Genomic DNA, 26,203 nt, shown 5'->3' with positions numbered 1-26,203 from the left:
CTGACTTGTTTTCGAAAATCAGGCCTCGGCCTTCTTTTCCCACCGACCCGACGCCTCGGACCAGTATTGCGCCGAGCATCCCGCGGCGGTCAGCGCCTTCCACTGCCCCCGTGCGTGCTGAACGGCCTGTTCGTCGTTGCCATCGAACAGGATGCACACCCGTTCCAACTCGGCAACCTCGTCGGCCTCGACCGGCGCGCCATCCACCGCCATCACACAGGATGGGTCATTTGCGGCATCCGCCGTGGTGGTCAGCAGGATGGGCTGTGCCACATCATGCGGCCCGCCTTCCCGACCATGCGGCAGGAAGCCCTCCTCGGGACCCAGCCACAGTTTTTCATCCAGCCAGTCCATCCGCGCGGGATCGGTCCCCCGCACGGCAATCCGCCAACCGGCCTGCCGCGCCTTGTCAAGCAGCACCGACAGGGTCTGCTCCAAAGGCTGCCGGGTCAGGTGATAGAAATAGACGGCCCCCATCCGATTACTCGAAATTATCCTGCACGAACCGGCTCAGTGCGCGCACGCCCCAGCCCGTGGCCCCCTTGGGAGCGTAAGACGTCTCGGTTGAAACCGAGGCAACACCAGCAATGTCCAGATGAATCCACGGCGTCTCTTCCTTGACAAACCGTTGCAGGAACTGCGCCGCAGTGATTGAACCCGCAGGCCGTCCGCCCACGTTTTTCATATCCGCAATGCGTGATTTCAACTGTTTGTCATAAGTCTCGCCCAGCGGCAGCCGCCACGCGCCCTCATCCTCGGCCCCGGCAGATTTCAGGAACGCATCGCAGAACGTGTCGTTGTTCGAGAATACACCGGCATTTTCATGTCCAAGACCGATGATGATCGCACCTGTCAATGTGGCCAGATCGACCATGCCAACGGGCCGGAACCGTTCCTGCGCATACCACATGACATCACACAGAACCAACCGCCCCTCGGCGTCGGTGTTGATGATCTCGACCGTATCGCCCTTCATCGAGGTGATCACGTCACCGGGCCGCGTGGCATTGCCCGATGGCATGTTTTCGACCAGCCCCACCAGCCCGACGACATTGGCCTTTGCCTTGCGTTTTGCCAGCGCCCGCATGGTGCCCGCCACAACGCCCGCGCCGCCCATGTCCATCGTCATGTCTTCCATGCCGCCGGCGGGCTTCAACGAAATACCGCCGGTGTCGAAAACAACGCCCTTGCCGACCAGCGCCAGCGGCGCATCGTCCTTGTCGCCCCCGTTCCACTGCATCACCACCACTTTCGAGGGGCTGTCGGACCCCTGTCCGACGCTCAGCAATGTGCGCATTCCCAACTCGGCCAGCTTGTCTTCTTCCAGAACCTCGACCTCGAGCCCCAGCGCCTCCATCTCTTTCAGACGATCGGCGAACTCCGTTGTGGTCAATACGTTGGCAGGTTCGTTGGTCAGGTCACGGGTCATCCGCACGCCGTCGGCCACGGCATAAAGCGGCGCAAAGGCGGCCTCGACCTCGTTATGCTTGCCGTGGCCGATGGTGACGGTGCCAGGTTCCTCCGCGTCCTTGGTCTTGTGCGCATCGAAATCGTAACTGCGCAACGCGATACCCATGGCCAGATCTTCGCACCGCAGCTGATTGGCCGCCATCACCAGCAGATCCTTGCCCCCTGCCAGCTTGGCGAGTGCCGCACCCGCCTTGCGCGCCTCGGCCTGCTCGGGCCGGCGCGGCAGAACCAGAACATCCAGCGCTTCCGCTGCCATCCCGCCCGGCCAGCCCAGCGAGATGACGTCCCCGGTTTTAGCCTTGCCGAACTTCTCGCTTTCAACCAGTCGCGCAACCGCACCACGTGTCAGGCGATTGGCGCGGCGGGCGGCTGGGCCCATTTTCCCCTCTGACGTGATGATGATCGCCACGCGCCCCTCGGCCTGCGCCATTGCATCCACATCGAAGGCCTGAAAACGGACCGGAACCAGACTGCTCATTGCAAACTCCTCAAAATCTGTTCCCCAAGACCTAGCCCGCACCGCGCGGCTTGACCAGATAGCAGTTTTCCCCAGCCATCATTTGCATTAAAGTCCCGCAAAAAGAACCGACAGGCATCGGGGGACAAGACTTGGCACCAAACGGCAGGCACAAGCCGTCGCGCAGAAAATCACGTTCCGGCAAATTCGGCCCGGCCCCTTGCTTTTTCGGGCTGATGAGGGCGTTGTCGTGATCCTCGACCGCTATTTCGCCCGCAGATTCCTGCAAAGTTTTCTGGTCATTGGCGGCATTTTTCTGACACTGATGATTCTGATCGATCTGATCGAACAGATCCGCCGTTTTGACGATTCCAACCTGTCTTTTGGGCGCCTGCTTCAGCTGACTTTGCTGAACACGCCTGCGGCCATCAGCGAGATGTTGCCTTTGCTGATCATTCTGTCGACCATTGCCCTGTTCATTGGCCTGGCCCGCAGTTCAGAACTGGTTGTGACCCGTGCAACCGGGCGGTCCGGCATCCGCGCTCTGGCTGCGCCGGTCGTTCTGGCGCTGATTATCGGAGCTCTGGCCGTGGCCCTGCTGAACCCGATCGCTGCGGCAACGTCCGAAGAATACCGGCGTCTGGCGGACAGCTACCGTAACGACGGCCGTTCGACCCTGTCCATCAGCCGTGATGGCCTGTGGCTGCGGCAAGGGGCGGAGGACGGGCAATCGGTCATTCACGCGCAGGGCACCGAGAATGACGACATCCTGCATCTGACTGGTGTCACGATCATCACCTTTGGTCAAAACGGCAAACCGACACAACAGATCATTGCAGACGAAGCCCGGCTGGAAGATGGCAGATGGGTCCTGCAGGACGCCAAGATCTGGTCCCTGAAAGATGACGAAAACCCCGAATTGAATGCGGTGACGCATGACCGGCTGGACCTGCCCACGTCTCTGACCCGGCAACGCATCCTGGATTCGCTGGGTCAGCAGGACTCGGTCTCAGTCTATGATCTGCCGCAACTGATCAACGATCTGGGAGAGGCCGGGTTTTCGACAAAGCAATATGAGGTCTGGCTGCAATCCGAGCTCGCGCGGCCCTTCTTTCTGGTCTCGATGGTCCTCATCGGCGCCGCCTTTACCATGCGCCACGTGCGTTTCGGCGGCACAGGCATCGCTGTGCTGACCGCCGTACTACTGGGCTTTGCCATGTATTTCATCCGTAATTTTGCACAAATCCTGGGGGAAAACGGACAATTGCCGGTCTACGTCTCGGCCTGGGCGCCACCCTTTGCGGCGCTGCTTTTGTCGCTGGGCCTGTTGCTGCACGCGGAGGACGGCTGATGCGGCACTTGCTACCCTTGTTGCTGTCCGGTGCGCTGATCCACAGCGCTCCAGCTATCGCCACAGCGCAGTCCGCGCCTGTACCAGATGCCGGACAAGCGGCTGAATCGCAGGACCTTCCGGCCCTTCTGGTCGCAGACAAGATCTTTATCACTCCGGATCGCAAGCTGATCGCCGAAGGCAATGTCGAGGCGTTTCAGGGCGACATCAAACTGACGGCCAGCAGCATCATCTATGATCGTGAAACCGGTTCGCTCGAACTGCAGGGTCCGATCCGGATCGATCAGGAGGGCCGCACCACGATTCTTGCCGATTCTGCAGAACTGGACAACGGTATCCAGAATGGTCTTTTGATCGGCGCGCGTATGGTGTTCGACCAACAGACCCAGATCGCCTCGGTCGAGGCGCGCCGCGCCGCTGGTCGATACACGCAGCTCAGCAAGGTTTCGGCCACGTCCTGCCATGTTTGTGCCAACGGTCGTGCGCCACTGTGGCAGATTCGCGCCCGCAAGGTCACGCACGACCAGTTGGAGCGGCAGTTGTATTTCGAAGGCGCACAGTTCCGTGTGCTGGATTTCCCTGTCTTCTACTTTCCGTATTTGCGCCTGCCGGATCCAACACTGGAACGCGCGACAGGGTTTCTTGTACCGTCCATTCGAACCACATCGCAGCTTGGGACCGGCGTTCAGGTGCCGTATTTCTTCAAGCTCGGCGACCACAAGGACCTGACCCTGACCCCGTACCTGTCTTCGGGGACGCGCACACTTGGCTACCGGTACCGGCAAGCGTTCAAAACAGGCCGCATCAACATCGAAGGGGCCTACACACGCGACGACATACAGCCGAACCAGGATCGCGGCTATCTGTTCGCAAATGGCTTTTTTCTCTTGAAGAACGACTTCCGGTTCCTGTTCAGCATCAACACCACGTCTGACGACGGCTATCTGGCGGATTATGGCCTGCCCAATTATGACCGCCTGCGTAGCGAAGTCGCGCTTGAGCGGATCAAACGGGATACGGCCTTCAGGACCAGCCTGATCCACTACAAAACGCTGCGTGACAGCGAAGATCAGGATGAAATCCCGTCGCGGGTTTTCGACCTGAACTACCAGAAACGATACTTCCCCCAAGGTGTTGGAGGCGAAGTCCGCCTGTCTTTTCTCAGCCATGCATACGAGCGTACCAGCGATGCCGACGTCACCGGACGCGACGTGGCCCGCGCCACGATTGATGCCGAGTGGCTGCGCAGTTGGATATTCGCCACCGGATTACGGGCTGACGCTCAGTTCGGTGCGTCGGTGGACAGGTTCAACATCCGGCACGACAGCAATTTCGCGGATAACGTCAACCGGCTCACCCCTCGTGCGGCAATGACGCTGCGCTATCCGATGCAGCGCCGCGAAGCATCCGGTGCCTCGCAGGTGCTGGAACCCATCGCTCAGGTCGGGTGGACCCATGTGTCGACCAATGACGTGCCGATTGACGAAAGCACATTTCAGGAATTCGATCAGGGTGATCTGCTTTCCCTGTCCCGCTTTCCCGCAGTCGACCGCCGTGAAGACGGGCCGACCGGCGTTGTAGGCGTCAACTGGGCGCGGTACGGCATCAATGGCTCACGTGCATTGGCAACGATAGGTCAGGTTTTCCGCGCCGATGCCGACCCGGCCTTCAACCTGACATCCGGTCTTCAGGGCACGTCTTCCGATTTGCTGATTGCCGGGCAGGTAGACACGGTCAAGGGCTGGTCCATTGGCGGGCGCGGCCTGATCAACGGCGATTTCAGTTTTGCAAAAGCCGAACTGCGTGGTCAATGGGCGCGCGGTGACGATGCAATCGTCGGCAGCTATGTCTGGCAGGAGCCTGACCCGGACGAGAACGTGGATGACGAAATCTCGGAATTCTGGGTGAACGGGCGCTACAGAATAGACGAAAACTGGCTGACCCGCGCCGAGGCGCGCTATGACCTCAGCGAAGACGAACCGATCCGGTACGGGTTTGGACTGACCTATCAGAACGAATGTGTTCAGGTTAACATGAGCGTCAGCCGACGCTTCACATCAACATCAAGTATTGAGCCTTCGACGGAATTCGGGTTTACCGTTGCCCTGACAGGTTACGCCATCGACGGCGGCGGTAAGAAGTACAAAAGATCATGCAGCTGAAATCAGGTTTCTCAAGGTTTATTCGTTCCGGCTGGATCAGGCGGGCCACTCCGGCACTTGCTGCCGCGGTCATCACGCTCGCAGCCGGGCAGATCTCGGCCCAAAGCCTGTTCTCGCCGGCGATCCGCGTCAATCAGGACATCATCACCTGGTACGAGTTGCAGCAACGCCAGCAATTGCTGACCGTTCTGGGCGTTCCCGGCAGTTCAGACCAAGAGGTGCGCGAAGCTTTGATTGAAGACAGCCTGCGCAATCAGGCCCTGCGCGATGCCGGCATCACGGCAACACCCGAAGACATTGAGGTTGGTATCGACGAATTCGCATCCCGCGGTCAGCTGTCGTCCGACGAATTCCTCAATGCCCTCAAAAATGAAGGGGTCGATCGCGAAACCGTGCGGGATCTGGTCGCCAACCAGCTGGCTTGGCGCGAGTTCATCAGCACACGCTTTCTTTCCCAATCCCGCCCTTCGGAAGACGAGATCAACCGCGCACTGGGACAAGGCGGCAATGGCGGCCTGCAGGTTCTGCTGTCTGAAATCATCATCCCGGTGACCCCGCAAACTCTGCCTCAGGCCCAGGTCCTGGCAGACGAAATCTCGAAACTCGAAGGCTATGACGCCTTCTCTGCCGCTGCCACACAGTACTCAGCCGCCGCTACCCGTGATAATGGCGGCAGGCTGGAATGGCTGGGCCTGACCGACCTGCCACCGGCCCTGCAACCGGTGCTTCTGGGCCTCAAGAACGGCGAAATCACCGCACCGTTGTCGCTGCCCAACGCTGTCGCCCTGTTCCAGATGCGCGGCGTTCGCGAGGTTTCGACCGCCGCGCCCCGCTATTCCGAGATCGATTATGCCGCGTATTACCTGCCCGGCGGGCGCAGCGCGGAAACCCTGGCCCGGGCCAACAGGCTGAAGGAAGAGATCGACACCTGCGACGACCTTTATGGCATCGCGAAGGATCAGCCGGCTGCAGCACTGGATCGTGTCTCCGCGGCCCCGTCGGAAATCCCGCGAGATGTTGCGCTGGAACTGGCCAAGCTGGACAACAACGAGGTGTCGACAACGCTCACCCGCAACAACGGGCAGACCCTGATGTTCCTGATGCTGTGCACCCGCACCCTAGACCGGGGAGAGGACACGACGCGCCAGGACATTGCGAATGCCCTGACCCAGCAGCGCCTGCAAGCCTTTGCCGACAGTCTTCTGGAACAGATGAAGGCCGATGCGACCATCATCTCGCAATGACCGCCCCCATTGCGCTCAGTTGCGGGGAACCGGCCGGGATCAGCCCTGAAATCGCCGCTGGCGCATGGTCCCAATTGCGCGGCGCCTGCCCGTTTTTCTATATCGGCGACGCCGCACACCTGCCCAAAGGCACCCCGATCCGCAAAATAAGCGCACCATCGCAGGCGCAAGCCGTCAGCGCCGAGGCCCTGCCTGTCCTGCACATGGAATTTCCCGCGCCCAACCGACCGGGCCATCCCGATCCGGACAATGCGCCGTCGATCATCGATGCCATTGAACTGGGCGTCAACCTCGTGCGCTCGGGCGAGGCTTCGGCGCTGTGCACCGCGCCCATTCACAAAAAGGCCCTGATTGACGGGGCCGGGTTTTCCTTCCCCGGTCATACCGAGTTTCTGGCGGCCCTCGCCGGTCAGGAACGCGCGGTGATGATGCTGGCCAGTTCCAATCTGCGCGTCGTGCCCGCCACGATCCACATCCCGCTGTCCCGCGTGCCGTCCGAACTGACGCCAGATTTGTTGCGCGACACCATTGCCATCACGGCTGACGGTCTGCGCCGTCAATTCGGCATCGCACACCCCCGTATCGCGGTGGCGGGCCTCAATCCACATGCTGGCGAAGGCGGCAAAATGGGAATGGAAGAACTGGACTGGATCGCGCCGCTTCTGAAAGGCCTGCCAACCAACGGCTACACCGTCACCGGCCCCCATCCGGCCGACACGATGTTCCACGCCGCCGCCCGCGCCCGATACGATGCGGCAATCGCCATGTATCACGATCAAGCCCTGATCCCGATCAAGACACTGGATTTTGACAAGGGCGTAAACGTAACGCTGGGCCTGCCCTTCATACGCACGTCGCCTGACCACGGCACCGCACTGGACATCGCCGGAAAAGGAATCGCCAATCCCACAAGCCTGATCGAGGCCCTGAAACTTGCCCAACAGATGGCACAAACCCCTTGATCCTTCACCTGGCCGAAAATATCCCCGCCGGAGGCAAAAAACCTCTGGCGCTTACCCACCAACCCGCGCCACGGTAATCGGATCATGAGCGCAATCGACACCCTCCCCCCTCTGCGCGAAGTCATCGCGTCACATCAGCTCTCGGCCCGCAAGTCGCTGGGTCAGAACTTTCTGCTCGACCTGAACCTGACCGCAAAGATCGCCCGTCAGGCCGGGGATCTGACCCAATGCGATGTGCTGGAAATCGGGCCGGGCCCCGGCGGACTGACCCGTGGCCTGCTGTCCGAAGGCGCGCGCAAGGTCGTCGCGGTCGAAAAAGATACGCGCTGTATCGCCGCCCTGAACGACATCGCTGCCGCCTATCCCGGCAAGCTTGAGGTGATCAATGGCGACGCTCTGGAAATCGACCCTCTGACCCATCTGACCCCGCCGATTCGCATCGCGGCCAACCTGCCCTACAATGTCGGCACCGAACTGCTGGTGCGGTGGCTCACACCGCCCGAATGGCCGCCGTTCTGGCAAAGCCTGACTCTGATGTTCCAGCGCGAAGTGGCCGAGCGTATCGTCGCCCAACCCGGAAGCAAGGCCTATGGCCGCCTCGCCATCCTCGCCCAGTGGCGGGCCGAGGCACGTATCGCCATGTCCCTGCCGCCCGGCGCGTTTACTCCGCCGCCCAAGGTTTCAAGCGCAGTTGTCCACCTGACCGCCCTGCCCGAGCCGCGTTACCCGGCAAATGCCGCAACACTGTCCCGCGTGGTCGCCGCCGCATTCAACCAGCGCCGTAAGATGCTGCGCGCCTCGCTGAAAGGCGTGGCCCCGGATATCGAGGATCGTCTGCTGGCTGCTGGTATCCAGCCCACGGAACGGGCCGAACAGGTCCCTCTGGAAGCCTTCTGCGCGCTGGCGCGTGAAGTTTCCAAAGGCTGAAACAAAAAAAACCCCGGGCGTAACCCGGGGCTTCTTCTCAACCGATACGAGCGCTTACTCAGCCGCTTCCGGCGCGTCGCCTTCACTTGAAGGCGCTTCATCCGCTGTTGCAGGCGCGGCCTTGGGCTTGCGGCCCCTTGGCTTGCGCGCGGGTTTTTCCTTTTTCTCGGGCGCTTCGGCAACCGGCGCATCCTCTTTGCTTTCCGGCGTCTCGACCAGACCCGATTCCGGCGTTGCCTCCTCAGAACCGAAATCCATCACGTCGGGCTGCGGTGCCTCGGCCGGATCTGCCTGGCGGGCAGCTTCACGTTCCTGACGTTCGGCGCGTTCGCGATCGCGTTCGGCCTGGCGCTCGCGATTCTGGCGCTCCTGCTCTTCGCGGCGCGCATCAATCTCGCGCTGCGCTTCGCTCAGCATGCGCAGATAATGCTCGGCATGCTGCTGGAAATTTTCGGCCGCCACGCGGTCGTTGGACAACTGAGCGTCACGCGCCAGCTGATTGTACTTATCAATGATTTGTTGCGGCGTGCCACGCACCTTGCCCTCGGGGCCTGAACTGTCGAAAACCCGGTTTACGACGTTACCACCAGAAGGGCGATTGCGGTTATTCTTGGCCCGCGAGCGGGATTTTGAAGATCTCATCTTATTTTACGTCAGCCTTGTCATTCGCTGTCGATCAACCCGTACCTTACGCTGCTCAGAGGCTTGTCCCGTACCGCGTCATCGACTTTTTTGGGCTTGGCGTCAGGGGTGCGCTGTAAAAGCGCCAGCCTCGCTGACTACTCTGAGTAAGCATGTCCTGCCCGCGCAGACAAGGGGTTTATCGGATATTTCGCAGCTTTTTTACTTTCGCAGGCGCATTTCAGCCTCAGTTTTCGGGCCTAACCCGGCATTCTCGCGACAATTACCCGATCCCGCCCGTCCAGATCGGAAATGACACGAATTTCAGCCAGTCCGGCGGCATCAAACAACGCGGACACATAGTTGGCCTGCGTCGGTCCGATTTCGACCAGAAGACGCCCGCCCCGCGACAGAAAATCCGGGGCCGATGACGCGATCCGACGATACGCATCTAGCCCGTCGCCCTCATCTGTCAGCGCTAGTCGCGGTTCATGTTCGCGTACTTCGGGGGAAAGCTCCTCCATTTCGGAAAGCGAGATATAAGGCGGGTTCGAAACGATCAGGTCAAACATGCCATCAACCGCCCCAAACCAGTCGGAATGCCAGACATCGATGCGGGCCTGCACCTGATGTTGCACCGCATTGGCGCTGGCCTGCAAACAGGCGGCTTCGCTGAGGTCGACACCAACCCCGGTTGCGCTGCGCCGCTCGGCCAGCAGCGTAATCAGAATACACCCGGACCCGACCCCCAGATCCAACACCCGGTCAAAAGGTTCGCTCAGGGCCGCTTCGATCAATACTTCCGTTTCGGGGCGCGGGTCCAGAACATCACGGCTGACGCGAAACCGACGGCCGTAAAACTCGCGCTCTCCCAACAGGTGCGAGACCGGAACCCGTATGGCCCGAAGCGAGATCAGCTGGTCATAGCGCTCGGCGATATCCGGCGACAGCTCCTCGGGCGCGATCAGAGTGACCCGGCTGGCTTCGATCCGGGCCGCATGAGCAAGCAACAGCCGCGCGTCCCGCGCCGGATCTTCAACGCCTGCCGCGCGCAGCCGGGCAGTTGCCGCCACCATCGCCTGCGCCGCAGTCTGTGCCCCGGTCATTGCGCCATCTCGGCCAGAAGCCGCGCCTGATCATCTGCGTTCAGCGCATCGATCACCTCGTCCAGATCGCCCTGCATCACCTGATCCAGCTTGTACAGAGTCAGATTGATACGGTGATCCGTCATGCGACCTTGGGGGAAATTATAGGTCCTGATCCGCTCGGACCGGTCGCCCGAGCCGACCTGACTGGCCCGATCCGCCGAACGCTCGCTGTCGATCCGCTGCCGCTCCAGATCGTAAAGCCGCGTTTTCAGCACCTGCATCGCAATCTCGCGGTTGCGGTGCTGGGATTTCTCGGAACTGGTTACCACGATGCCGCTGGGCAGGTGGGTGATCCGTACGGCCGAGTCGGTGGTGTTCACGTGCTGGCCGCCAGCACCCGAAGACCGCATCGTGTCGATGCGGATGTCATTGGCGTCGATCTGGATATCCACGTCCTCAGCCTCGGGCAAAACTGCCACCGTCGCCGCCGAGGTGTGAATACGCCCGCCACTTTCGGTTTCTGGCACCCGCTGCACCCGATGCACGCCGGATTCGTATTTCATGCGTGCAAAGACGTTATCACCCTTGATATGGGCCACCACTTCCTTGATCCCGCCCAGATCGGAGGCTTGCTCCTCAATGATCTCGAACTGCCAGCCCCGCGCTTCGGCATAGCGCTGATACATGCGCAGCAGGTCTCCGGCGAACAAAGCGGCCTCATCCCCGCCTGTACCGGGGCGGATTTCCAACATCGCCGGGCGCGCATCCGCCGCATCCCTTGGCAGCAGTGCAAGCTGCAACGCGTGCTCTGCGTCGGGAATACGTGCCTGCAACTCCGGGATTTCCTCCTCGGCCAGTTCCTTCATGTCCGGATCCGCCAGCATCACCTTTGCCTCGGCCAGATCGGCCACCAACTGACGCCATGCCATGATCTGATCCACAACCGGTTTGAGGTCGGAATACTCTTTGGCCAAGGCCGCAATATCACCGCCCGACGCGCCATCTGCCATGGCCGCTTCGAGGTACTGGAATCGCTGAGTTATCTGTTCAAGTCGTTCTTCGGGGATCATGCGCGGGGTGTCTATCATCCGGGGGCTTTGGTCAAGGGCAAGCCTCGTGCTAAGCTGTTATTCATGAAACGGATCGTGCTTGTTCTTGCCCTCTGCGCGGCACCTGCCATGGCCGATGTGGTCGGCCCCGGCGGCAAGGTTCAGGATTGTTATTGCACCGATAAATCCGGCACCCGCGTCGAACTGGGAGAGATGATCTGCCTGCAGGTCGATGGCCGCATGTTCATGGCCCAATGCCAGATGTCACTGAACGTCCCCATGTGGCGCGAGGTGCAGGAGGGGTGCCTGTCCTCAGGGCTGCAACAAAGCCAACCACCGGTCGACACGAACCCGGTTTACCCCAAAATCTGAACGCCCGAACCGCAATCTGCCGTGAATGCGCAGGATGTCCCCGTCTTGCTGTGCCGTTGTGTAATCGGGAAACCCTAATGTCGGTGTTCGGGTGACATATGTCACCATTCCATCACCAACCGACCCGGCCAAAACCGTTGTCCGTGGAGCGGCCCCTGCAATGGTATCGAAACGCGCCAACCCGTCCGGACCGGTTTCAACCACGCGCACCACGCCGCCTTTCATGTCCCGGTCCGTGTTACCAACCGGCGCGACGTGCCATGTCACGGGATCGGACGGAGCCAGCCGTATGAAAGCCGCCAGTCCAACCACCAGCGCAACACAAAGCCACAGCACCATCTTTGTCATCCCGATCCCAACCCTTTGACAAACCCTAGCCGGATCGCGATGCGGGGCAATATGCGACCCCGGTTATCGTGACGTCACACCGGGCAAGATGCAGATCAATTCAAACAACAGGTTCGCCGCTGTCAGCGCCGTGTTGCCGGACGGATCGTAGGGCGGCGAAACCTCGACCAGATCGCAGCCCACGACATTCATGCCGCCAAGCGCATGGATCAGTTGCAACGCCTGCGGTGTGGTCAGCCCCGCAATCTCGGGTGTCCCGGTGCCGGGCGCATAGGCCGGGTCCAGACTGTCAATGTCGTAGGTGATGTAAACCGGATGATCCCCTACAGACTTGCGGATAAGCGAGCCGATCTCGGTCAGGTTCTGCTGCCACAGTTCCCAGGCCGGATATTGGCGGAACCCCCATCCCTTCGCTTCAGTGAAATCGCTGGCGGCGTAGCCGGACCCGCGAATTCCGATCTGAAAGGTCTTGTCGGGAACGATCAGCCCCTCTTCGTAGGCGCGGCGGAAGACGGTGCCATGGGTCTCACGCTCGCCAAACATTTCGTCATTCACGTCCGCATGGGCATCCACATGCACCAGGGCGACCGAACTGTGCTTTGCCGCAATCGCGCGCAGGATCGGCAGGGTGATCGAATGATCGCCCCCCATCGCCACCGGGGTCACGTTCTGCGCCAGAATGCCGTCATAGCTGTCCTTGATGATCTTCAGACTGTCAGCCAGCGAAAACGTATTGATCGCCAGATCGCCGATATCGGCGATCTGCAAACTGTCAAACGGCGCGGCGAATGTCGCCATGTTATAGGGCCGGATCATCGCGCTTTCACTTCGGATCTGTTTCGGCCCGAACCGCGTGCCCGACCGCCACGAGGTACCGATATCCATCGGAATACCCAAAACCGCCACATCCAGCCCCTCAAGCGAGGCCGCCTGCGGCAGACGCATGAAGGTGTTCGGTCCGGAAAACCGGGCCAGATCATTGCCGCTGATCGGTTGGTTGAAATCTGCCATGCCTGTTGTCCCTTCTGCCCGGTCACACAATCAAGCAAATACCGGAAGTATGACTAACCAAATGTTAAACCGGAGCCAGCTTGTTCCAGCCCAGCAGGCAAATGATCTGCGTCGCCACATGCGCACCGGCAATCGCAGTGGCGCCAGACGTATCGAACGGAGGCGAAACCTCGACCACATCGCCGCCCTTGATGTTGATCCCGGCGATGTCGCGCAGAATGATCTGCGTCTGGATCGACGTCAGCCCGCCCCAGACAGGCGTCCCGGTACCGGGGGCAAAGGCAGGGTCCAGCCCATCAATGTCAAAGCTCAGGTAAACGGGACTGTCGTCCAGAATACCCTTGATCTTCTGCGCCACGGCGGCAGGGCCGGACTCATACACTTCGCGCGCGTCGATGATGTTGACGCCCAGCGTATCCTCGTTGTGTGTGCGAATCCCCACCTGAACCGAGCGCTTCGGGTCCACGATCCCGGACTTCACCGCCTTGTAGAACATCGTGCCGTGGTCCACGCGGGACATGTCGTCGTCGGCCCAGGTGTCAGTGTGCGCATCGAATTGCAGCAGCGATATCGGCCCGTATTTCTCGGCATAGGCCTTCAGGATAGGGAAGCTGATGTAATGGTCCCCGCCCAGCGTGACCGAGGCGACATTCGCCTCCAGAATGGTGCGGATGTGATCGGTCAGCGTGTCGGGAAAAGCCGGGATGTTGGCGTAGTCATAGGCCATGTCGCCATAGTCGACGATGGCCAGCTCGCTGAGCGCATCAAAGGGCCAGCCATAAGGCGCATCGGGCGATTGCAGTGCGCTGGCCTCGCGGATCGCGCGGGGGCCCAGACGGGTGCCGGGGCGGTTGGTGACCGCCTGATCAAAGGGAACGCCTGTCACGGCGATATCGACTCCGCTCAGGTCCTTGGTATACAGCCGCCTCAGGAACGAGGTCGCGCCCCCGAACGTGTTCTCGTAGGACAGCCCCTTGAGGTCGGGATTGGTGAACGCCTCATCCACCTGATTTTTTGCGTCTTCCAGTGCCATGTCTTCTCCCTGTCAGCCCAGCGGCTGCGCCTTTTCCACGATCCGGGCAAAGAATGAGGCCCCGACCGGTGCGATGTCGTCGTTGAAGTTGTATTTCGGGTGGTGCAGTCCTGCACCTTCACCCTGTCCCAGAAACAGATATGCGCCGGGACGTGCCTGCAGCATATAGGAAAAATCCTCGGCCCCCATTTCGCGCCCGCTATTGGTCGTGACCCGGTCATCCCCGGAAACCTCGCGGGCGACTTCAGCCGCAAATACCGCCTTGGCGTCATCGTTAACCGTGGCCGGGTAACTGACGTCATAGTCCAGCCGCGCTTCGACACCGTAGGATACCGCCTGCCCCTGCACGATCTGCTCCATCCGCTCCATCACCATCTTCTGCACATTGGGATCAAAGGTGCGCACGGTGCCGTTTATATAGGCCGTGTCGGGAATCACGTTGTTCACGGTTCCGGTATGAATCTGCGTGACCGAAACCACCAGATCATCCAACGCGTAGTTGTTGCGGCTGACGATGGTCTGGATCGCCTGCGCAATGCCACAGGCTGCCATCACCGGATCGCGGGTTTCATGCGGCATCGCGCCATGGCCGCCCCTGCCCTGGATATGCACCTCGAACGTATCGACCGCCGCCATGATCGGGCCGGGCGTTGTGTGGAACGCCCCTTCGGCAATGCCCGGTGCGTTGTGCAGCGCATAGACCTGCGAGATGTCAAACCGGTCCATGATGCCTTCCTCCACCATGACGCCGGCCCCGCCGCCCTCTTCCTCGGCGGGCTGAAAGATCAGCGCAACCCGCCCCCGGAAATTTCGTGTCTCGGCCAGGTAACGCGCGGCTCCCAGCAACATTGTCGTGTGCCCATCATGGCCGCAGGCGTGCATCTTGCCCGGATTCGTCGAGGTATAGGCGACACCCGTCTCCTCCGTGATCGGCAGCGCATCCATGTCCGCGCGCAGGCCAATGGTCGGCCCGTCACCCTGCCCGTTGATGATGGCGACCATGCCGGTCTTGGCGATTCCTTCGTGCAGTTCATCCACGCCGAACTCGCGCAGACGGTCGGCAACAAAGGCCGCCGTTTCATGGCATTCGAACTCCAGTTCCGGGATTGTATGCAGGTGCTGGCGCCATGCGGCCATATCGGCGGAGAAATCGGTAATTCGGTTGACGACGGGCATCGGGGGTGGACTCCTGATCCAAGCTGCGGGATGGATGCATCTGACACCGGAACAAGGGGCTTCGCAATGGCTGAAAATCCGCTGATCACCGACTCTGACGCTGGGATCGAGCGCTTGCTGGAAATCATGCGCCGCCTGCGCGACCCCGAATCGGGCTGTCCGTGGGATATCGAACAGGATTTCGCGACCATCGCCCCCTACACGATCGAAGAAGCCTACGAGGTCGCTGACGCCATCGAACGTGAGGCGTATGACGAGCTGAAGGGCGAGTTGGGAGACCTGCTGTTTCAATCCGTCTTTCACGCGCAAATGGCTGAAGAGGCTGGGCATTTCACCTTTCAGGACGTGGTTCGCACGATGTCGGACAAGATGGTCGACCGCCACCCGCATGTGTTCGGCGACGATTCCCGCGACAAGTCCGCGGAACAGCAAACCGTGGACTGGGAAACCATCAAGGCGGCAGAGCGTGCAGGAAAGAAACAAAAAGGCGCGTTGGACGGGGTTGCGGCCAACTTGCCTGCCCTGCTGCGTGCCCATAAGCTGCAAAAACGCGCCGCCCGGGTCGGATTTGATTGGCCCGATGCCAGCCACGTGTTGGCCAAGATCACGGAAGAGGCTGCTGAACTGGAAGAGGCGCGCGACAGCATGGATGCCGACGCGCTCGAGGACGAATTCGGTGATCTGCTGTTCGTGATCGTCAACCTTGGCCGCCACTTAGGCATCGAACCCGAGGCCGCCCTGCGCCGCACAAACGCCAAGTTCACCCGCCGCTTCGAAAAGGTCGAAGCCCGGCTGGCCGAACGCGGTAAGACGCCTACCCAAAGTGATCTGGCCGAGATGGATGCGCTGTGGGACGAGGTGAAAATCGAGGAACACCGCGCCAATGGCAAACTCCCGCCGGTAAGCGCAACAACCGGGGCCTGAAACAACTGGACAAGACACGCTCAGCTTGTCAGTGTCCGACCTTCACCACCCCCGGAGGCAGAGCATGACCGCCCGCAAGATCATAATCGACACCGATCCCGGACAGGACGATGCCGTCGCCATCCTGCTGGCGCTGGCCAGCCCCGAAGAGGTCGAGGTTCTGGGCATCACCGCCGTCGCCGGAAACGTGCCGCTGGAACTGACGGCCAAGAATGCGCGTATCGTCTGCGAACTGGCCGGTCACACCGAAGTGCCCGTTTATGCCGGATGCGACCGCCCGCTGAACCGCCCTCTGATCACTGCGGAACATGTGCACGGTAAAACCGGCCTGGACGGCCCCGTTTTGCCCGACCCGCAGATGCCTCTGGCGCAAGGCCACGCGGTCGATTTTATCATCGACACCCTGCGTACACAGGCACCGGGGACCGTGACGCTTTGCCCGCTGGGTCCGCTGACCAATATCGCAACGGCGTTTCAGAAGGCCCCCGACATTGTCGACCGCGTTCAGGAAATTGTCCTGATGGGCGGGGCTTATTTTGAGGTCGGAAACATCACCCCAACAGCGGAATTCAACATTCACGTCGATCCGGAAGCTGCTGATATCGTGTTCAGATCCGGCAGGCCAATCGTCGTCATGCCGCTGGATGTCACTCACAAGGCACTTGTCACCAGACCCCGAAATGACGCCTTCCGTGCGCTTGGCAACAAGGTCGGCATCGCCGTGGCCGAAATGACAGATTTCTTCGAGCGGTTCGACATGAACAAATACGGCAGCGAAGGCGCTCCGCTGCACGATCCCTGCGTCACCGCCTATCTGATCCGTCCCGACCTGTTCAGCGGGCGTCACATCAATGTCGAGATTGAAACCCATTCGGAACTGACCATGGGCATGACCGTCGCAGATTGGTGGGGCGTCACCGACCGCGCACCAAACGCCACATTCATGGGCGATCTGGACGCTGATGGTTTCTTTGCCCTGCTTACAGAAAGGCTGGCCCGGCTATGACCGCAGCACTCCGCCTCGCCCGAACGGACGACCTGGACCGCCTGATGACACTGGTTTCCGCATTCCATGCCGAGACCGGAATTGAACAGGATGCCGACCAGCGGCGCGAAGCTCTGCGTCCTCTGCTGGAAGGAATCCCGCATGGGTGCATCTACCTGATTGGCCCCGGACGGGCGCCGCTGGGCTACATCATCCTGACTTTCGGGTGGTCGGTCGAGTTCGGCGGCATGGACGGCTTTGTCGATGAAATCTACATCCGCCCGGCCGTGCGTGGCCGCGGTATCGCTTCCGAAGTGCTGCACGATCTGCCCAAAGCCCTTGCCGAGGCCGGAGTGACGGCCCTGCATCTGGAAGTCGATCGCACCAATGACGCTGCGCAAAAACTCTACCTGCGCAGCGGCTTCAAGGCCCGCGACCGCTATATGCTGATGAGCAGAACGCTCTAGCGGCTTTCCCCGCGGAAGATCACATCGGGGTTATACATTTCCTGAACCGGGTCATCCTGAGACACCTGCATCCCTGTGATCGGGTAGGTATCGGGTCCTGCGCAAGCCGCAAGGAAAGATACGGACAGGGCCGAAACCATCAGAAGGAATTTTGATACAGACATCGTGAGCTCCTTTCTGCAATGCAATCAGGATAACTCATGTTGAGACACCGCCGTTAGGAACAAGTTCACACATAACGATATAATACTCGGCCATTTTCCGCCGATATGTCTGTTATTGCGGTCATTTGACCAGAGCATTCACTGCTAGAGCATTGATAAACATAGACGATCCAGCGCTCGAAATTTTCGATAATTTTCCTAATTTTGTTTTGGATATTTTTGAATTTTCTGTCCTCGCATCCCGAAATTTACACTTTCGCGACAAGACGCGCCCCTTTGCCACAACCTGAAAGCGATACGGAGAACTGAGGTTTTCACCACATGCTCCAGTGACAGACAGCAAGGCGGCAGCTTGAAAACGCCCCCCATCAAAAGCCCTATCGTTTGGAACACATAGAATGAGCAACCGATCTGGCACCTGTTTGACGCCGCTCTGGTTCTCCCAAGCCCTGGATGGGCGAACATAGACCCGATTGCTGATCAGCTCGGTTCTACCACACTGCTGCGCCCCACAACTCGGCCAGAACCCGTCAAACAATCATGTTTCCCAAGCTGCTTGCCGAATGGCATGAACCGGGCGACTACGGGAACTCTTGTCCGAGGCACCCAACCGCAAATCACTGAAATGGCGTGCCCCCGCCTAATCGGCGAGGGAGGAACATGTTTTTTTGACACGCGGGCCAAAGCATCTGACTCCGCAATGATCTTCAGTCAGGATTCTTATTATTTTTGCCGAAAGGCTCCGGCTCAGCGCAGGATCGATGCTCCGGCATATTCCGCGACCTCACCCAGCGACTCCTCGATCCGGATCAGCTGGTTGTACTTGGCCAACCGGTCCGACCGCGCCAGCGAGCCGGTTTTGATCTGACCGCAATTGGTCGCCACAGCCAGATCGGCAATGGTCGCATCCTCCGTCTCGCCCGACCGGTGCGACATGACGTTGGTATAACGTGCGCGGTGGGCCATATCGACAGCGCGCAGGGTTTCGGTCAGCGATCCGATCTGGTTTACCTTGACCAGCATCGAATTGGCACAACCACGCTCGATCCCTTCGGCCAGACGCGCCGGGTTGGTCACGAACAGGTCGTCGCCTACCAGCTGAACCTTGTCACCGATGGCGTCGGTCAGGGCCTTCCAGCCGTCCCAGTCATCCTCGGACATGCCGTCTTCGATCGAGATGATCGGGTAATCCTTGACCAGGGCCGCCAGATACTCGGCATTTTCCTCGGACGTCAGTGAGATGTTTTCGCCTGACAGGACGTATTTGCCGTCCCTGTAGTATTCGGTTGCCGCACAATCCAGCGCCAGGTGGATTTCCTCGCCCGGCTTGTAGCCTGCCTTTTCGATGGACTGCAGGATGAAATCCAGAGCCTCGCGGGTGGATGCGATATTGGGAGCAAAACCGCCCTCATCGCCGACACCGGTGGCCAGACCAGCGGCAGACAACTCACGTTTCAGCGTGTGAAACACCTCGGACCCCATCCGCACGGCTTCGCGGATATTCGCGGCCGAGGTGGGCATGATCATGAATTCCTGAATGTCTATCGGGTTGTCTGCATGTTCACCGCCGTTGATGATGTTCATCATCGGTACAGGCAGAACACGGGCCGAAGTGCCGCCCACATAGCGATACAATGGCTGCGTGGTAAAATCCGCTGCGGCCTTGGCAGTCGCCAGCGAGACACCCAGGATCGCGTTTGCGCCCAGACGGCCCTTGTTTTCGGTCCCGTCCAGTTCGATCATCGCCTGATCGATCGCCACCTGCTCTGTCGCGTCAAAGCCGACCAGCTCTTCCGCGATCTCGCCGTTCACGGCGGCGACGGCTTCCAGAACGCCCTTGCCCATATAGCGAGACTTGTCGCCATCGCGCTTTTCCACCGCTTCATAGGCGCCGGTTGATGCGCCAGAGGGCACAGCGGCGCGGCCCATGGTGCCGTCTTCCAGGATCACGTCCACTTCGACCGTCGGGTTGCCCCGGCTGTCCAGAATTTCACGTGCATGGATGTCGATGATGGTGCTCATAAGGCCCGTCCCTGTGGCTGCGTTCAGTTGCACGCCTCATACCATCAACGGGTGAAATGTAAACCGGTCATGTTATCGCTAACACATCAATCAGGTGGCCTTTAGGGCTAACAGCACCCTGTTTGCGCCAACCTGCGACGATCCGTCAGGCCGCAACTGCCATGGCACGCGCCAGACGGCGCTCGCGAACAAAGGTGTAAAGGCCGGAACCCATGATCAGCATGGCACCGGCCAGTGTCATCTGGTCGGGACGTTCGCCGAACATCAGCATCCCCGCGGCAATCGAGAAGACCAGGCGGGTGTACCGGAATGGCGTCAGGGCCGACGCCTCACCGATCCGCATCGCGGTTACGATGCCATAATATCCCAGAACGCCAAACCCGATCGCGCCAAGATAAGGACCGATCTGCGCCGTTTGCAGCGGAATGACCGGTTGAGCCGAAAACACCATCAGAACCGCACCGGCAAACGCCACCGCGATGTAGGCCTGCAGCGCCACAACAGATGACGCGACGCGAACATCAAGTTTCCGCGTGATCAGATCCCGCGCCGCAATGGCAATCACGGTTGCCACGACAAACAGGGACTCGGGTTGGAAACCTTCAAGTCCGGGACGAATGATCATCAGAACACCGATGAAACCAACGCCAATCGCGCTCCACCGCCGCCAGCCTACCTGTTCCCCCAGAAACAGCGCCGCCCCCATTGTCACCGCAAGTGGCATCGCCTGGAACACGGCTGCAACTGTGGACAGGTCGACGAGGGACAGGGCGGTAACAAAGGTCAGTGCCCCCACCGCTTCGGTCGCGGCACGGGCCAGAGGCAACGGCTGCCACGCCACCGGATCAAGGATGCGTTTGCGTGTGGCCAACGACATCAGCACGAAGACAAGGCTGCAAAACAGCCCCAGAACAATCATGATCTGGCCGGTCGAAACACTGGTCGACAGATGCTTGATGAACATGTCTTCAAGCGAAAAGGCCGCCATCGAGCCAATGATCAGCAATATGCCGTTTACGTTGTTCATGCGCGTGTCCGTTTGGGTGGGCTGAAAAAATCTGAGCCTGTGACTCACCAAAACCGGAACATTCGCGACGTCGCAAGCCGGATTACGACAGGTTTAATGAATTGATTTGAAGCGACCAATCGCTTTTCGTGATAGGTCAGTCCTGTTCCAGCGGCACACCATACAGTTCCAGCCGGTGCCCTTTCAGCTTGTAGCCTAGCTTAGCGGCAATCTTTTCCTGCAGTGCCTCGATCTCGGGATCAACGAACTCGATCACCTCGCCCGACTGCATGTCGATCAGATGATCGTGGTGATCGCGCTCGGCGTCCTCATACCGCGCGCGTCCGTCGCCGAATTCCAGCCGCTCCAGTATTCCCGCCTCTTCGAACAATTTGACGGTCCGGTAGACTGTTGCAATGGAAATGCCGGAATCAACGGCCGAGGCGCGCGTGTACAGTTCTTCGACATCCGGATGGTCTTCGCTTTCCTCCAGCACCTGGGCAATTGTGCGGCGCTGCCCCGTCATGCGCAGCCCTTTGGCTTCGCATCGGGTGATGATCGTATCCGGCATGATGACCCCCAGAAGTGTTCGGGTTTCTGTCTTAATACGTCTGCACGGCGCGCGCCACAGGTGATTTTCCAGCGCGCCCTAGACTGCTGACCGCAGGTCAGCCCAGACCGGCAGATGATCCGACGCAATATGCGCCGGCCGCGCGTTATGTACACCGTGCAGCATTGCCTCAAGGCCGCCGCCCAGCGCGATTCGGTCCAGCGCGCCCAGGGGTTGCGCCGCCGGAAAGCTTGCGACCGGAGGCAGAAACCGCATGCCCGGAACCAGGTGATCCAGCACGGGCTGACGCGACCATTCGTTGAAATCCCCCGCCCAGACAGTCGGCATACTGTTCTGCCCCGCATCACTGCGCCTGAGTTGCGTCAGCTGCTGGCGGCGGGATGCGGGCAGCAGGCCCAGATGCATCCCCATAACCCGAAGCGGACCGATCTGAGTGTCGAATTCCACCTGAACGGCCCCGCGCGGCTCCAGCCCAGGCAACTCGTGATGGGATGCGCTGCGCACCTGTATGGCGTCACCCCGCCAGATTACCGCGTTGCCGTGCCAGCCCAGGCTGCCCGCGCCGCCCAGATCGACAATGTTCCAGCCAGCTTCGTCCAGCATGAAATGCGGCAAGGCCGCAGGCCGCGGCGGCAGACGTTTGTCGGCCTCCTGCAACACTACGATATCCGCTTTCATTCCCTCCAGAACCTGAAGGATACGCTGCGGCTGACGCCGAAGGTCCAGCCCGACGCATTTCTGAATGTTGTAACTGGCAAGTCGAAGGGTCGGCGAACGGGTCATGGGCTTCCGGTTGTCGTAGACCTCTAAGATTGCGTCGCCCGTTCCCGTGTGCAACCCCGGAATGCTTGTTTTTCGGTGCAATATCCGCGCAGTTCAAATCATTGGCGAAATGCACGCTATTGACTATTTGTGCAGCGGATTGATGTTAATTCGGGGTAAAACGGGATGGCAATGCCGGACACAGACAAGAAGAAACGCCTCGAAGGTCGGTCGCTGCTTGTGGCCATGTGGGGCAACCTGTTCATGGCTGGCGCCGGTATTCTGGCCGGTATCCTGTCAAACTCCAATGCCATCATGATGGATGGCCTGTTTTCATTGATCGGTTTCGGCTCTGCCGTTCTGGGCCGCCGGATCAGCCAGCGCGTCGGCGCAGGACCCGACAAGCTGCGCCCCTTCGGATATGCGGCGGACGAGGCCATCTTCTCCACCTTCCGCGCCCTGTCGCTGCTGGGGCTTGTCCTGTTCGCCATCACAAACGCAATCAAGAACATCTACAGCTATCTCAGCGGCATTGATCCCGAGCCGCTGAATTTCGCGCCGATGTTCGTTTATTTCGCGACGATCGGGGCCACCTGTCTTTTCCTCTGGGCCTTTCATCACTTCACCTGGCGCAAGACCGGAAAGAACAGTTCGATCCTGCGTCTGGAGGCCCGCGCTTCGCTTTTCGATGGCATGATCACCGCCGCCGCCGGACTGGGTCTGGGCGCCATCTACCTATTCCGCGATGGCCCCCTTGCGCCCATCGCTCCGATCGGGGACTCGATCATCGTTCTGGTGCTCTGTCTGCTGGCTGTCGGTACCTATTTTCGCGAGTTTCGGGGTGGTTTGGGAGAGCTGGCGAATGTCACCGCAAACCCCGAACACCTGGCGACCGCGCGCCGGGCCCTGCGCGAAGCCATCGCCGAAGACGGCGGAACCTTGCGGGACATGTCTGTGACAAAACAGGGGCGCAGCTTTCTGGTGACGGTCTACTATGATCCGGGCCGCCCCGTCACTGCAGACGAAATCGACACCCTGAACCTGCGCATGATCAGCGATTCACGAACCGCGCTGCCTGAATCGGATGTGCTGCTTTTGGTCACCCAGTACCAGCGGCGCTGGCCGGACACGATCAACCCGTATCGGGCGAAACCCTAGCCTCTGAGCTCACGTGCCACAGAAGGTCGCCCGGACCACTTCACTTTCGGTCGGGGGCCGCATCAAGCCGGCCACATCGGGCTGATCAACGTATGGGTTCGCCAGCACCTTGTTCAGACGGTGAAACGGCGCGTAGTCCCCTTTCACGGCGGACTGAATCATCTGTTCGACACGGTGATTGCGCGGGATGAAAGCCGGATTGGCCATTGCCATAACGCTTTGCGGGTCTGCCTCGCGTACCAGACGTGCGCTCCATCCTTCGGCCCAGGCGTCAAACGCCTCGCGCTCGGTGAACTGGTCCCGTGCCGCATCGCTGCCCAGCGCGCGGAAGGTATTTGTGAAATCGGCACCGTTCTGGGCCATCCGCGTCAGCAGGTCGGAAATCATTTCAAGATCCCCATCCTCTGCCGCTGCAAGACCGATCTTGGCCCGGAACCGGCGCAACCAGTTCACGTGCAGCAGCTCGGGCATGGCGTGCACGATCTCCGTTGCCTCCTCGACGGCGGCTTCCTTGTCCTCCATCTGTTGGATCAGCGATGTGGCCAATTGCGCCACATTCCAGACGGCAATCTCGGGTTGGTTGGAATAGGCATAACGCCCCATCCGGTCAATCGAGCTGTAGACCGTGTTCGGATGATAGCTGTCCATGAAGGCACACGGCCCGTAATCGATGGTCTCTCCGGCAACCGAGCAATTGTCGGTGTTCATCACCCCGTGAATAAACCCCACACTCATCCAACCCGCAATCAATTGCGCCTGCGCGTCGACAACCGCACGCAGCAGGCCCATCGGACCCTCTGCGTCGGGATAATGGCGCGCAATCGCATAGTCCGTCAGTCGTTTCAAACTGTCCAACTGCCCGCGCGCGGCAAAGACCTGAAACGTGCCGACCCGCAGATGGCTTTGCGCGACGCGGGTCAAAACCGCGCCGGGCAACGGGCCTTCCCGCAGAACGACCTCACCTGTTTCCACTGCCGCCAGCGCCCGGGTCGTCGGGATGCCCAGCGCGTGCATGGCTTCGGACACCACGTATTCGCGCAGCACCGGCCCCAGCCAAGCGCGTCCATCCCCTTGCCGCGAAAACGGGGTCGGTCCGGACCCTTTCAACTGAATGTCCCGGCGCACCCCATCCGTGCCGACCGTCTCACCCAAAAGCACGGCGCGGCCATCGCCCAGTTGCGGATTGTAGTGCCCGAACTGATGCCCGGCATAAAGCTGCGCCAACGGTTCGGCCCCTGCGGGCACGGTGTTTCCTGCAAAGGCCTCGGCCATCTCCTGCACATCACCCGCGGAAATTCGCAGAACCTTGGCCAGATCAGCATTGAACGCGATCATCTGCGGCGCACGAACGGGAACCGGCGCCTGCCGCGCAAAAAACGAATCCGGCAGCCGGGCGTAGGAATTGTCAAAGGGGATCGTCAGGGTCATGCGCCAAACATATGGCCTGTGCCTGCGATTGCCATAGCGGATCACGCCATCCCGTGCATAATTGCCCCGAACATCCGAGGATCAAATGACCGCACAAGAGATCATCAATCACCTGCAAATGCAGCGCCACCCTGAAGGCGGCTGGTTCCGGGAAACCTGGCGCGCCAGCAATTCAGGCCGCGCCACTGGAACCTGCATCTATTTCCTTCTGCAGCAAGACGAAAGCAGCCACTGGCACCGTGTCGATGCCACGGAAATCTGGCTTTACCACGCCGGCGCGCCGTTGGTCCTTTCGCTGAGCGCAACCAGCCACGGCCCGGCCACCGATCACCTGCTCACCCCCGATCTGTCTGAGGGTGAGCCGCAACTGATCGTGCCGGAAAACCACTGGCAATCCGCCCGCAGCACCGGCGCCTATACATTGGTCAGTTGCACGGTCTCGCCGGGGTTTCAGTTCGAAGGCTTCGAACTGGCCGAACCCGGCTTCGACATCCCGCGCAGCTGACCCCATGGATCACCGCGCGCTCGTCTCTTCCATCCCGGCAGACACAAAGGACCGTCTGCAAAGACGCTCGGACATCTTCGGGTTGAAACATCTTCTGATCTATCTTGGGATTCTGGCTGCAACCAGTGCCGGCATCGCTGCACAAATCCCGTTCTGGCCCGTTCTGCTCTTACCGCAGGGCATTCTTCTGGTCTTCCTGTTCACGCTCAGCCACGAATGCACCCACAAAACCCCGTTCCGGACCGGATGGCTCAACGACGCGGTCGGCCACGTGGTCTCGGTTCCCATCGCGCTGCCCTTCACATGGTTTCGCTTTTTCCACCTGGCCCACCACAAATGGACCAATCACCCGCAGAATGACCCCGAGCTCGACGGCAAGCCCCGCCCGGACAACTGGCGCAGCCTTGCGGTCTACCTCAGCGGCTGGCCCTACTGGTCCGGCATGGCACGGGTGATGTTCCGCAACGCCCGCGGCAGGATCGACGCCCCCTACCTGCCCGCCCGCCAGCACCGCGCAATCCGGGCCGAGGCGCGCTGCCTCCTGTCCCTCTACACCCTCGCGGCCCTCAGCCTGTTGTTTTCCCCAACCCTCTTCTGGCTGTGGATCCTTCCGGTTCTGATCGGCCAGCCGTTCCTGCGTCTCTACCTGTTGGCCGAACACGGCCTCTGCCCGCCCGTCGCCAACATGCTGGAAAACTCACGCACCACCTTCACCAACAGGCTGATCCGCTTTCTCGCTTGGAACATGCCCTACCACGCGGAACACCACGCGTTTCCGAACGTCCCGTTTCATCAGCTGCCCGAACTGCACCGCTGGACACAGGCGCATCTGAAATCCACGTCAAACGGCTATGCCGAATTCACCTCGGACTACGCCCAAAGCCTTAGCCGTTAGGATCCGTTCTTCATCTGGCCCCAAATATCCCGGGGTGAGGCCGCA

General features: G+C 60.4%; 27 protein-coding genes. 12 read left to right on the top strand and 15 right to left on the bottom strand.

Annotated elements, in window-relative coordinates:
- Positions 1 to 18: 18 nt before the first annotated feature.
- Positions 19 to 477, bottom strand: a complete 459-nt coding sequence (locus tag ACR1XU_RS02240; protein WP_480905362.1) for a DNA polymerase III subunit chi — start codon at positions 475 to 477, stop codon at positions 19 to 21.
- A gap of 4 nt (positions 478 to 481) precedes the next feature.
- The gene (locus ACR1XU_RS02235; RefSeq protein WP_480905359.1) at positions 482 to 1,948 is read right to left on the bottom strand and encodes a leucyl aminopeptidase; all 1,467 of its coding nucleotides are present in this window, start codon (positions 1,946 to 1,948) and stop codon (positions 482 to 484) included.
- Between the two features lie 229 nt (positions 1,949 to 2,177).
- On the opposite strand from ACR1XU_RS02235, the gene lptG reads away from it, so the two are divergent.
- The 5 genes from lptG to rsmA all read left to right on the top strand — a co-directional run bounded on the left by lptG (position 2,178) and on the right by rsmA (position 8,573).
- Positions 2,178 to 3,278 (top strand): LPS export ABC transporter permease LptG, encoded by a 1,101-nt coding sequence (gene lptG, locus ACR1XU_RS02230; protein ID WP_170610609.1) that lies wholly within the window; start codon positions 2,178 to 2,180, stop codon positions 3,276 to 3,278.
- Positions 3,278 to 5,440, top strand: a complete 2,163-nt coding sequence (locus tag ACR1XU_RS02225; RefSeq protein WP_480905356.1) for an LPS-assembly protein LptD — start codon at positions 3,278 to 3,280, stop codon at positions 5,438 to 5,440. Before lptG ends, ACR1XU_RS02225 begins: the two co-directional genes overlap by 1 nt.
- A complete protein-coding gene (locus tag ACR1XU_RS02220) occupies positions 5,431 to 6,684 on the top strand; it encodes a peptidylprolyl isomerase (RefSeq protein ID WP_480905353.1) in 1,254 nt (417 codons plus the stop codon). Before ACR1XU_RS02225 ends, ACR1XU_RS02220 begins: the two co-directional genes overlap by 10 nt.
- On the top strand, positions 6,681 to 7,646 hold the full coding sequence (gene pdxA, locus ACR1XU_RS02215; RefSeq protein ID WP_480905351.1) for a 4-hydroxythreonine-4-phosphate dehydrogenase PdxA: 966 nt from the start codon (positions 6,681 to 6,683) through the stop codon (positions 7,644 to 7,646). The genes ACR1XU_RS02220 and pdxA overlap by 4 nt, the downstream gene beginning before the upstream one ends.
- Before the next feature lie 84 nt (positions 7,647 to 7,730).
- Positions 7,731 to 8,573, top strand: coding sequence for a 16S rRNA (adenine(1518)-N(6)/adenine(1519)-N(6))-dimethyltransferase RsmA (rsmA, locus tag ACR1XU_RS02210; protein ID WP_480905348.1), 843 nt, complete (start codon positions 7,731 to 7,733; stop codon positions 8,571 to 8,573).
- A 54-nt stretch (positions 8,574 to 8,627) separates the two neighbouring features.
- On the opposite strand, the gene ACR1XU_RS02205 is transcribed toward rsmA, so the two are convergent.
- The 3 genes from ACR1XU_RS02205 to prfA form a co-directional block, all read right to left on the bottom strand.
- Positions 8,628 to 9,215, bottom strand: a complete 588-nt coding sequence (locus ACR1XU_RS02205; RefSeq protein ID WP_480905346.1) for a DUF4167 domain-containing protein — start codon at positions 9,213 to 9,215, stop codon at positions 8,628 to 8,630.
- Positions 9,216 to 9,454: 239 nt separating this feature from the next.
- Complete coding sequence (prmC, locus tag ACR1XU_RS02200; RefSeq protein ID WP_321252548.1) at positions 9,455 to 10,300, bottom strand: peptide chain release factor N(5)-glutamine methyltransferase; 846 nt, start codon at positions 10,298 to 10,300, stop codon at positions 9,455 to 9,457.
- Positions 10,297 to 11,352 carry a peptide chain release factor 1 gene (prfA, locus tag ACR1XU_RS02195; protein WP_480905581.1) on the bottom strand — a complete coding sequence of 352 codons (1,056 nt, stop codon included), beginning with the start codon at positions 11,350 to 11,352 and terminating at the stop codon, positions 10,297 to 10,299. The genes prmC and prfA overlap by 4 nt, the downstream gene beginning before the upstream one ends.
- Before the next feature lie 63 nt (positions 11,353 to 11,415).
- Here prfA and ACR1XU_RS02190 point away from each other — a divergent pair, with 63 nt between their 5' ends.
- Positions 11,416 to 11,703: a hypothetical protein gene (locus tag ACR1XU_RS02190; protein WP_321252546.1), complete on the top strand. Its 288-nt coding sequence runs from the start codon at positions 11,416 to 11,418 to the stop codon at positions 11,701 to 11,703.
- On the opposite strand, the gene ACR1XU_RS02185 is transcribed toward ACR1XU_RS02190, so the two are convergent.
- From ACR1XU_RS02185 to ACR1XU_RS02170, 4 genes are all read right to left on the bottom strand, one after another.
- On the bottom strand, positions 11,644 to 12,051 hold the full coding sequence (locus tag ACR1XU_RS02185) for a DUF1499 domain-containing protein (RefSeq protein ID WP_480905341.1): 408 nt from the start codon (positions 12,049 to 12,051) through the stop codon (positions 11,644 to 11,646). The genes ACR1XU_RS02190 and ACR1XU_RS02185 overlap by 60 nt on opposite strands.
- A 63-nt stretch (positions 12,052 to 12,114) precedes the next feature.
- A complete protein-coding gene (gene speB, locus ACR1XU_RS02180) occupies positions 12,115 to 13,062 on the bottom strand; it encodes an agmatinase (RefSeq protein ID WP_480905338.1) in 948 nt (315 codons plus the stop codon).
- Positions 13,063 to 13,126: 64 nt separating this feature from the next.
- A complete protein-coding gene (speB, locus tag ACR1XU_RS02175; protein ID WP_480905335.1) occupies positions 13,127 to 14,095 on the bottom strand; it encodes an agmatinase in 969 nt (322 codons plus the stop codon).
- Positions 14,096 to 14,107: 12 nt separating this feature from the next.
- The gene (locus ACR1XU_RS02170) at positions 14,108 to 15,271 is read right to left on the bottom strand and encodes a M20 aminoacylase family protein (RefSeq protein WP_480905332.1); all 1,164 of its coding nucleotides are present in this window, start codon (positions 15,269 to 15,271) and stop codon (positions 14,108 to 14,110) included.
- Between the two features lie 66 nt (positions 15,272 to 15,337).
- Here ACR1XU_RS02170 and mazG point away from each other — a divergent pair, with 66 nt between their 5' ends.
- The 3 genes from mazG to ACR1XU_RS02155 all read left to right on the top strand — a co-directional run bounded on the left by mazG (position 15,338) and on the right by ACR1XU_RS02155 (position 17,647).
- Positions 15,338 to 16,195 (top strand): nucleoside triphosphate pyrophosphohydrolase, encoded by an 858-nt coding sequence (gene mazG / locus ACR1XU_RS02165; RefSeq protein ID WP_480905329.1) that lies wholly within the window; start codon positions 15,338 to 15,340, stop codon positions 16,193 to 16,195.
- Between the two features lie 64 nt (positions 16,196 to 16,259).
- Positions 16,260 to 17,201, top strand: coding sequence for a nucleoside hydrolase (locus ACR1XU_RS02160; protein WP_480905326.1), 942 nt, complete (start codon positions 16,260 to 16,262; stop codon positions 17,199 to 17,201).
- Positions 17,198 to 17,647, top strand: coding sequence for a GNAT family N-acetyltransferase (locus ACR1XU_RS02155; RefSeq protein WP_480905323.1), 450 nt, complete (start codon positions 17,198 to 17,200; stop codon positions 17,645 to 17,647). The genes ACR1XU_RS02160 and ACR1XU_RS02155 overlap by 4 nt, the downstream gene beginning before the upstream one ends.
- Here the strand turns inward: ACR1XU_RS02155 and ACR1XU_RS02150 are convergent.
- The 5 genes from ACR1XU_RS02150 to ACR1XU_RS02130 form a co-directional block, all read right to left on the bottom strand.
- Positions 17,644 to 17,811 (bottom strand): hypothetical protein, encoded by a 168-nt coding sequence (locus ACR1XU_RS02150; RefSeq protein WP_170610563.1) that lies wholly within the window; start codon positions 17,809 to 17,811, stop codon positions 17,644 to 17,646. The two genes, ACR1XU_RS02155 and ACR1XU_RS02150, sit on opposite strands and share 4 nt — an antisense overlap.
- 747 nt (positions 17,812 to 18,558) lie before the next feature.
- The gene (gene eno, locus ACR1XU_RS02145; protein WP_321252527.1) at positions 18,559 to 19,833 is read right to left on the bottom strand and encodes a phosphopyruvate hydratase; all 1,275 of its coding nucleotides are present in this window, start codon (positions 19,831 to 19,833) and stop codon (positions 18,559 to 18,561) included.
- A 145-nt stretch (positions 19,834 to 19,978) separates the two neighbouring features.
- Positions 19,979 to 20,860: a DMT family transporter gene (locus ACR1XU_RS02140; RefSeq protein WP_170610554.1), complete on the bottom strand. Its 882-nt coding sequence runs from the start codon at positions 20,858 to 20,860 to the stop codon at positions 19,979 to 19,981.
- A gap of 136 nt (positions 20,861 to 20,996) precedes the next feature.
- Positions 20,997 to 21,410 (bottom strand): Fur family transcriptional regulator, encoded by a 414-nt coding sequence (locus tag ACR1XU_RS02135; RefSeq protein WP_170610551.1) that lies wholly within the window; start codon positions 21,408 to 21,410, stop codon positions 20,997 to 20,999.
- Positions 21,411 to 21,488: 78 nt separating this feature from the next.
- Positions 21,489 to 22,193 carry an endonuclease/exonuclease/phosphatase family protein gene (locus tag ACR1XU_RS02130; RefSeq protein ID WP_170610549.1) on the bottom strand — a complete coding sequence of 235 codons (705 nt, stop codon included), beginning with the start codon at positions 22,191 to 22,193 and terminating at the stop codon, positions 21,489 to 21,491.
- Between the two features lie 171 nt (positions 22,194 to 22,364).
- Between ACR1XU_RS02130 and ACR1XU_RS02125 the strand changes: the two genes are divergently transcribed.
- Positions 22,365 to 23,330: a cation efflux transmembrane domain-containing protein gene (locus tag ACR1XU_RS02125; protein WP_480905319.1), complete on the top strand. Its 966-nt coding sequence runs from the start codon at positions 22,365 to 22,367 to the stop codon at positions 23,328 to 23,330.
- Positions 23,331 to 23,339: 9 nt separating this feature from the next.
- On the opposite strand, the gene ACR1XU_RS02120 is transcribed toward ACR1XU_RS02125, so the two are convergent.
- A complete protein-coding gene (locus ACR1XU_RS02120) occupies positions 23,340 to 24,758 on the bottom strand; it encodes a protein adenylyltransferase SelO (protein WP_480905316.1) in 1,419 nt (472 codons plus the stop codon).
- Between the two features lie 85 nt (positions 24,759 to 24,843).
- On the opposite strand from ACR1XU_RS02120, the gene ACR1XU_RS02115 reads away from it, so the two are divergent.
- Positions 24,844 to 25,263 (top strand): cupin domain-containing protein, encoded by a 420-nt coding sequence (locus tag ACR1XU_RS02115; RefSeq protein WP_480905314.1) that lies wholly within the window; start codon positions 24,844 to 24,846, stop codon positions 25,261 to 25,263.
- A gap of 4 nt (positions 25,264 to 25,267) precedes the next feature.
- Positions 25,268 to 26,158, top strand: coding sequence for a fatty acid desaturase (locus ACR1XU_RS02110; RefSeq protein ID WP_480905311.1), 891 nt, complete (start codon positions 25,268 to 25,270; stop codon positions 26,156 to 26,158).
- The last annotated feature ends 45 nt before the right edge of the window (positions 26,159 to 26,203 follow it).

The organism is Ruegeria sp. D1(2025), assembly GCF_056536425.1.
The sequence above is the reverse complement of the archived record's forward strand: the minus strand, read 5'-3'. Positions and strand labels throughout refer to the sequence as shown.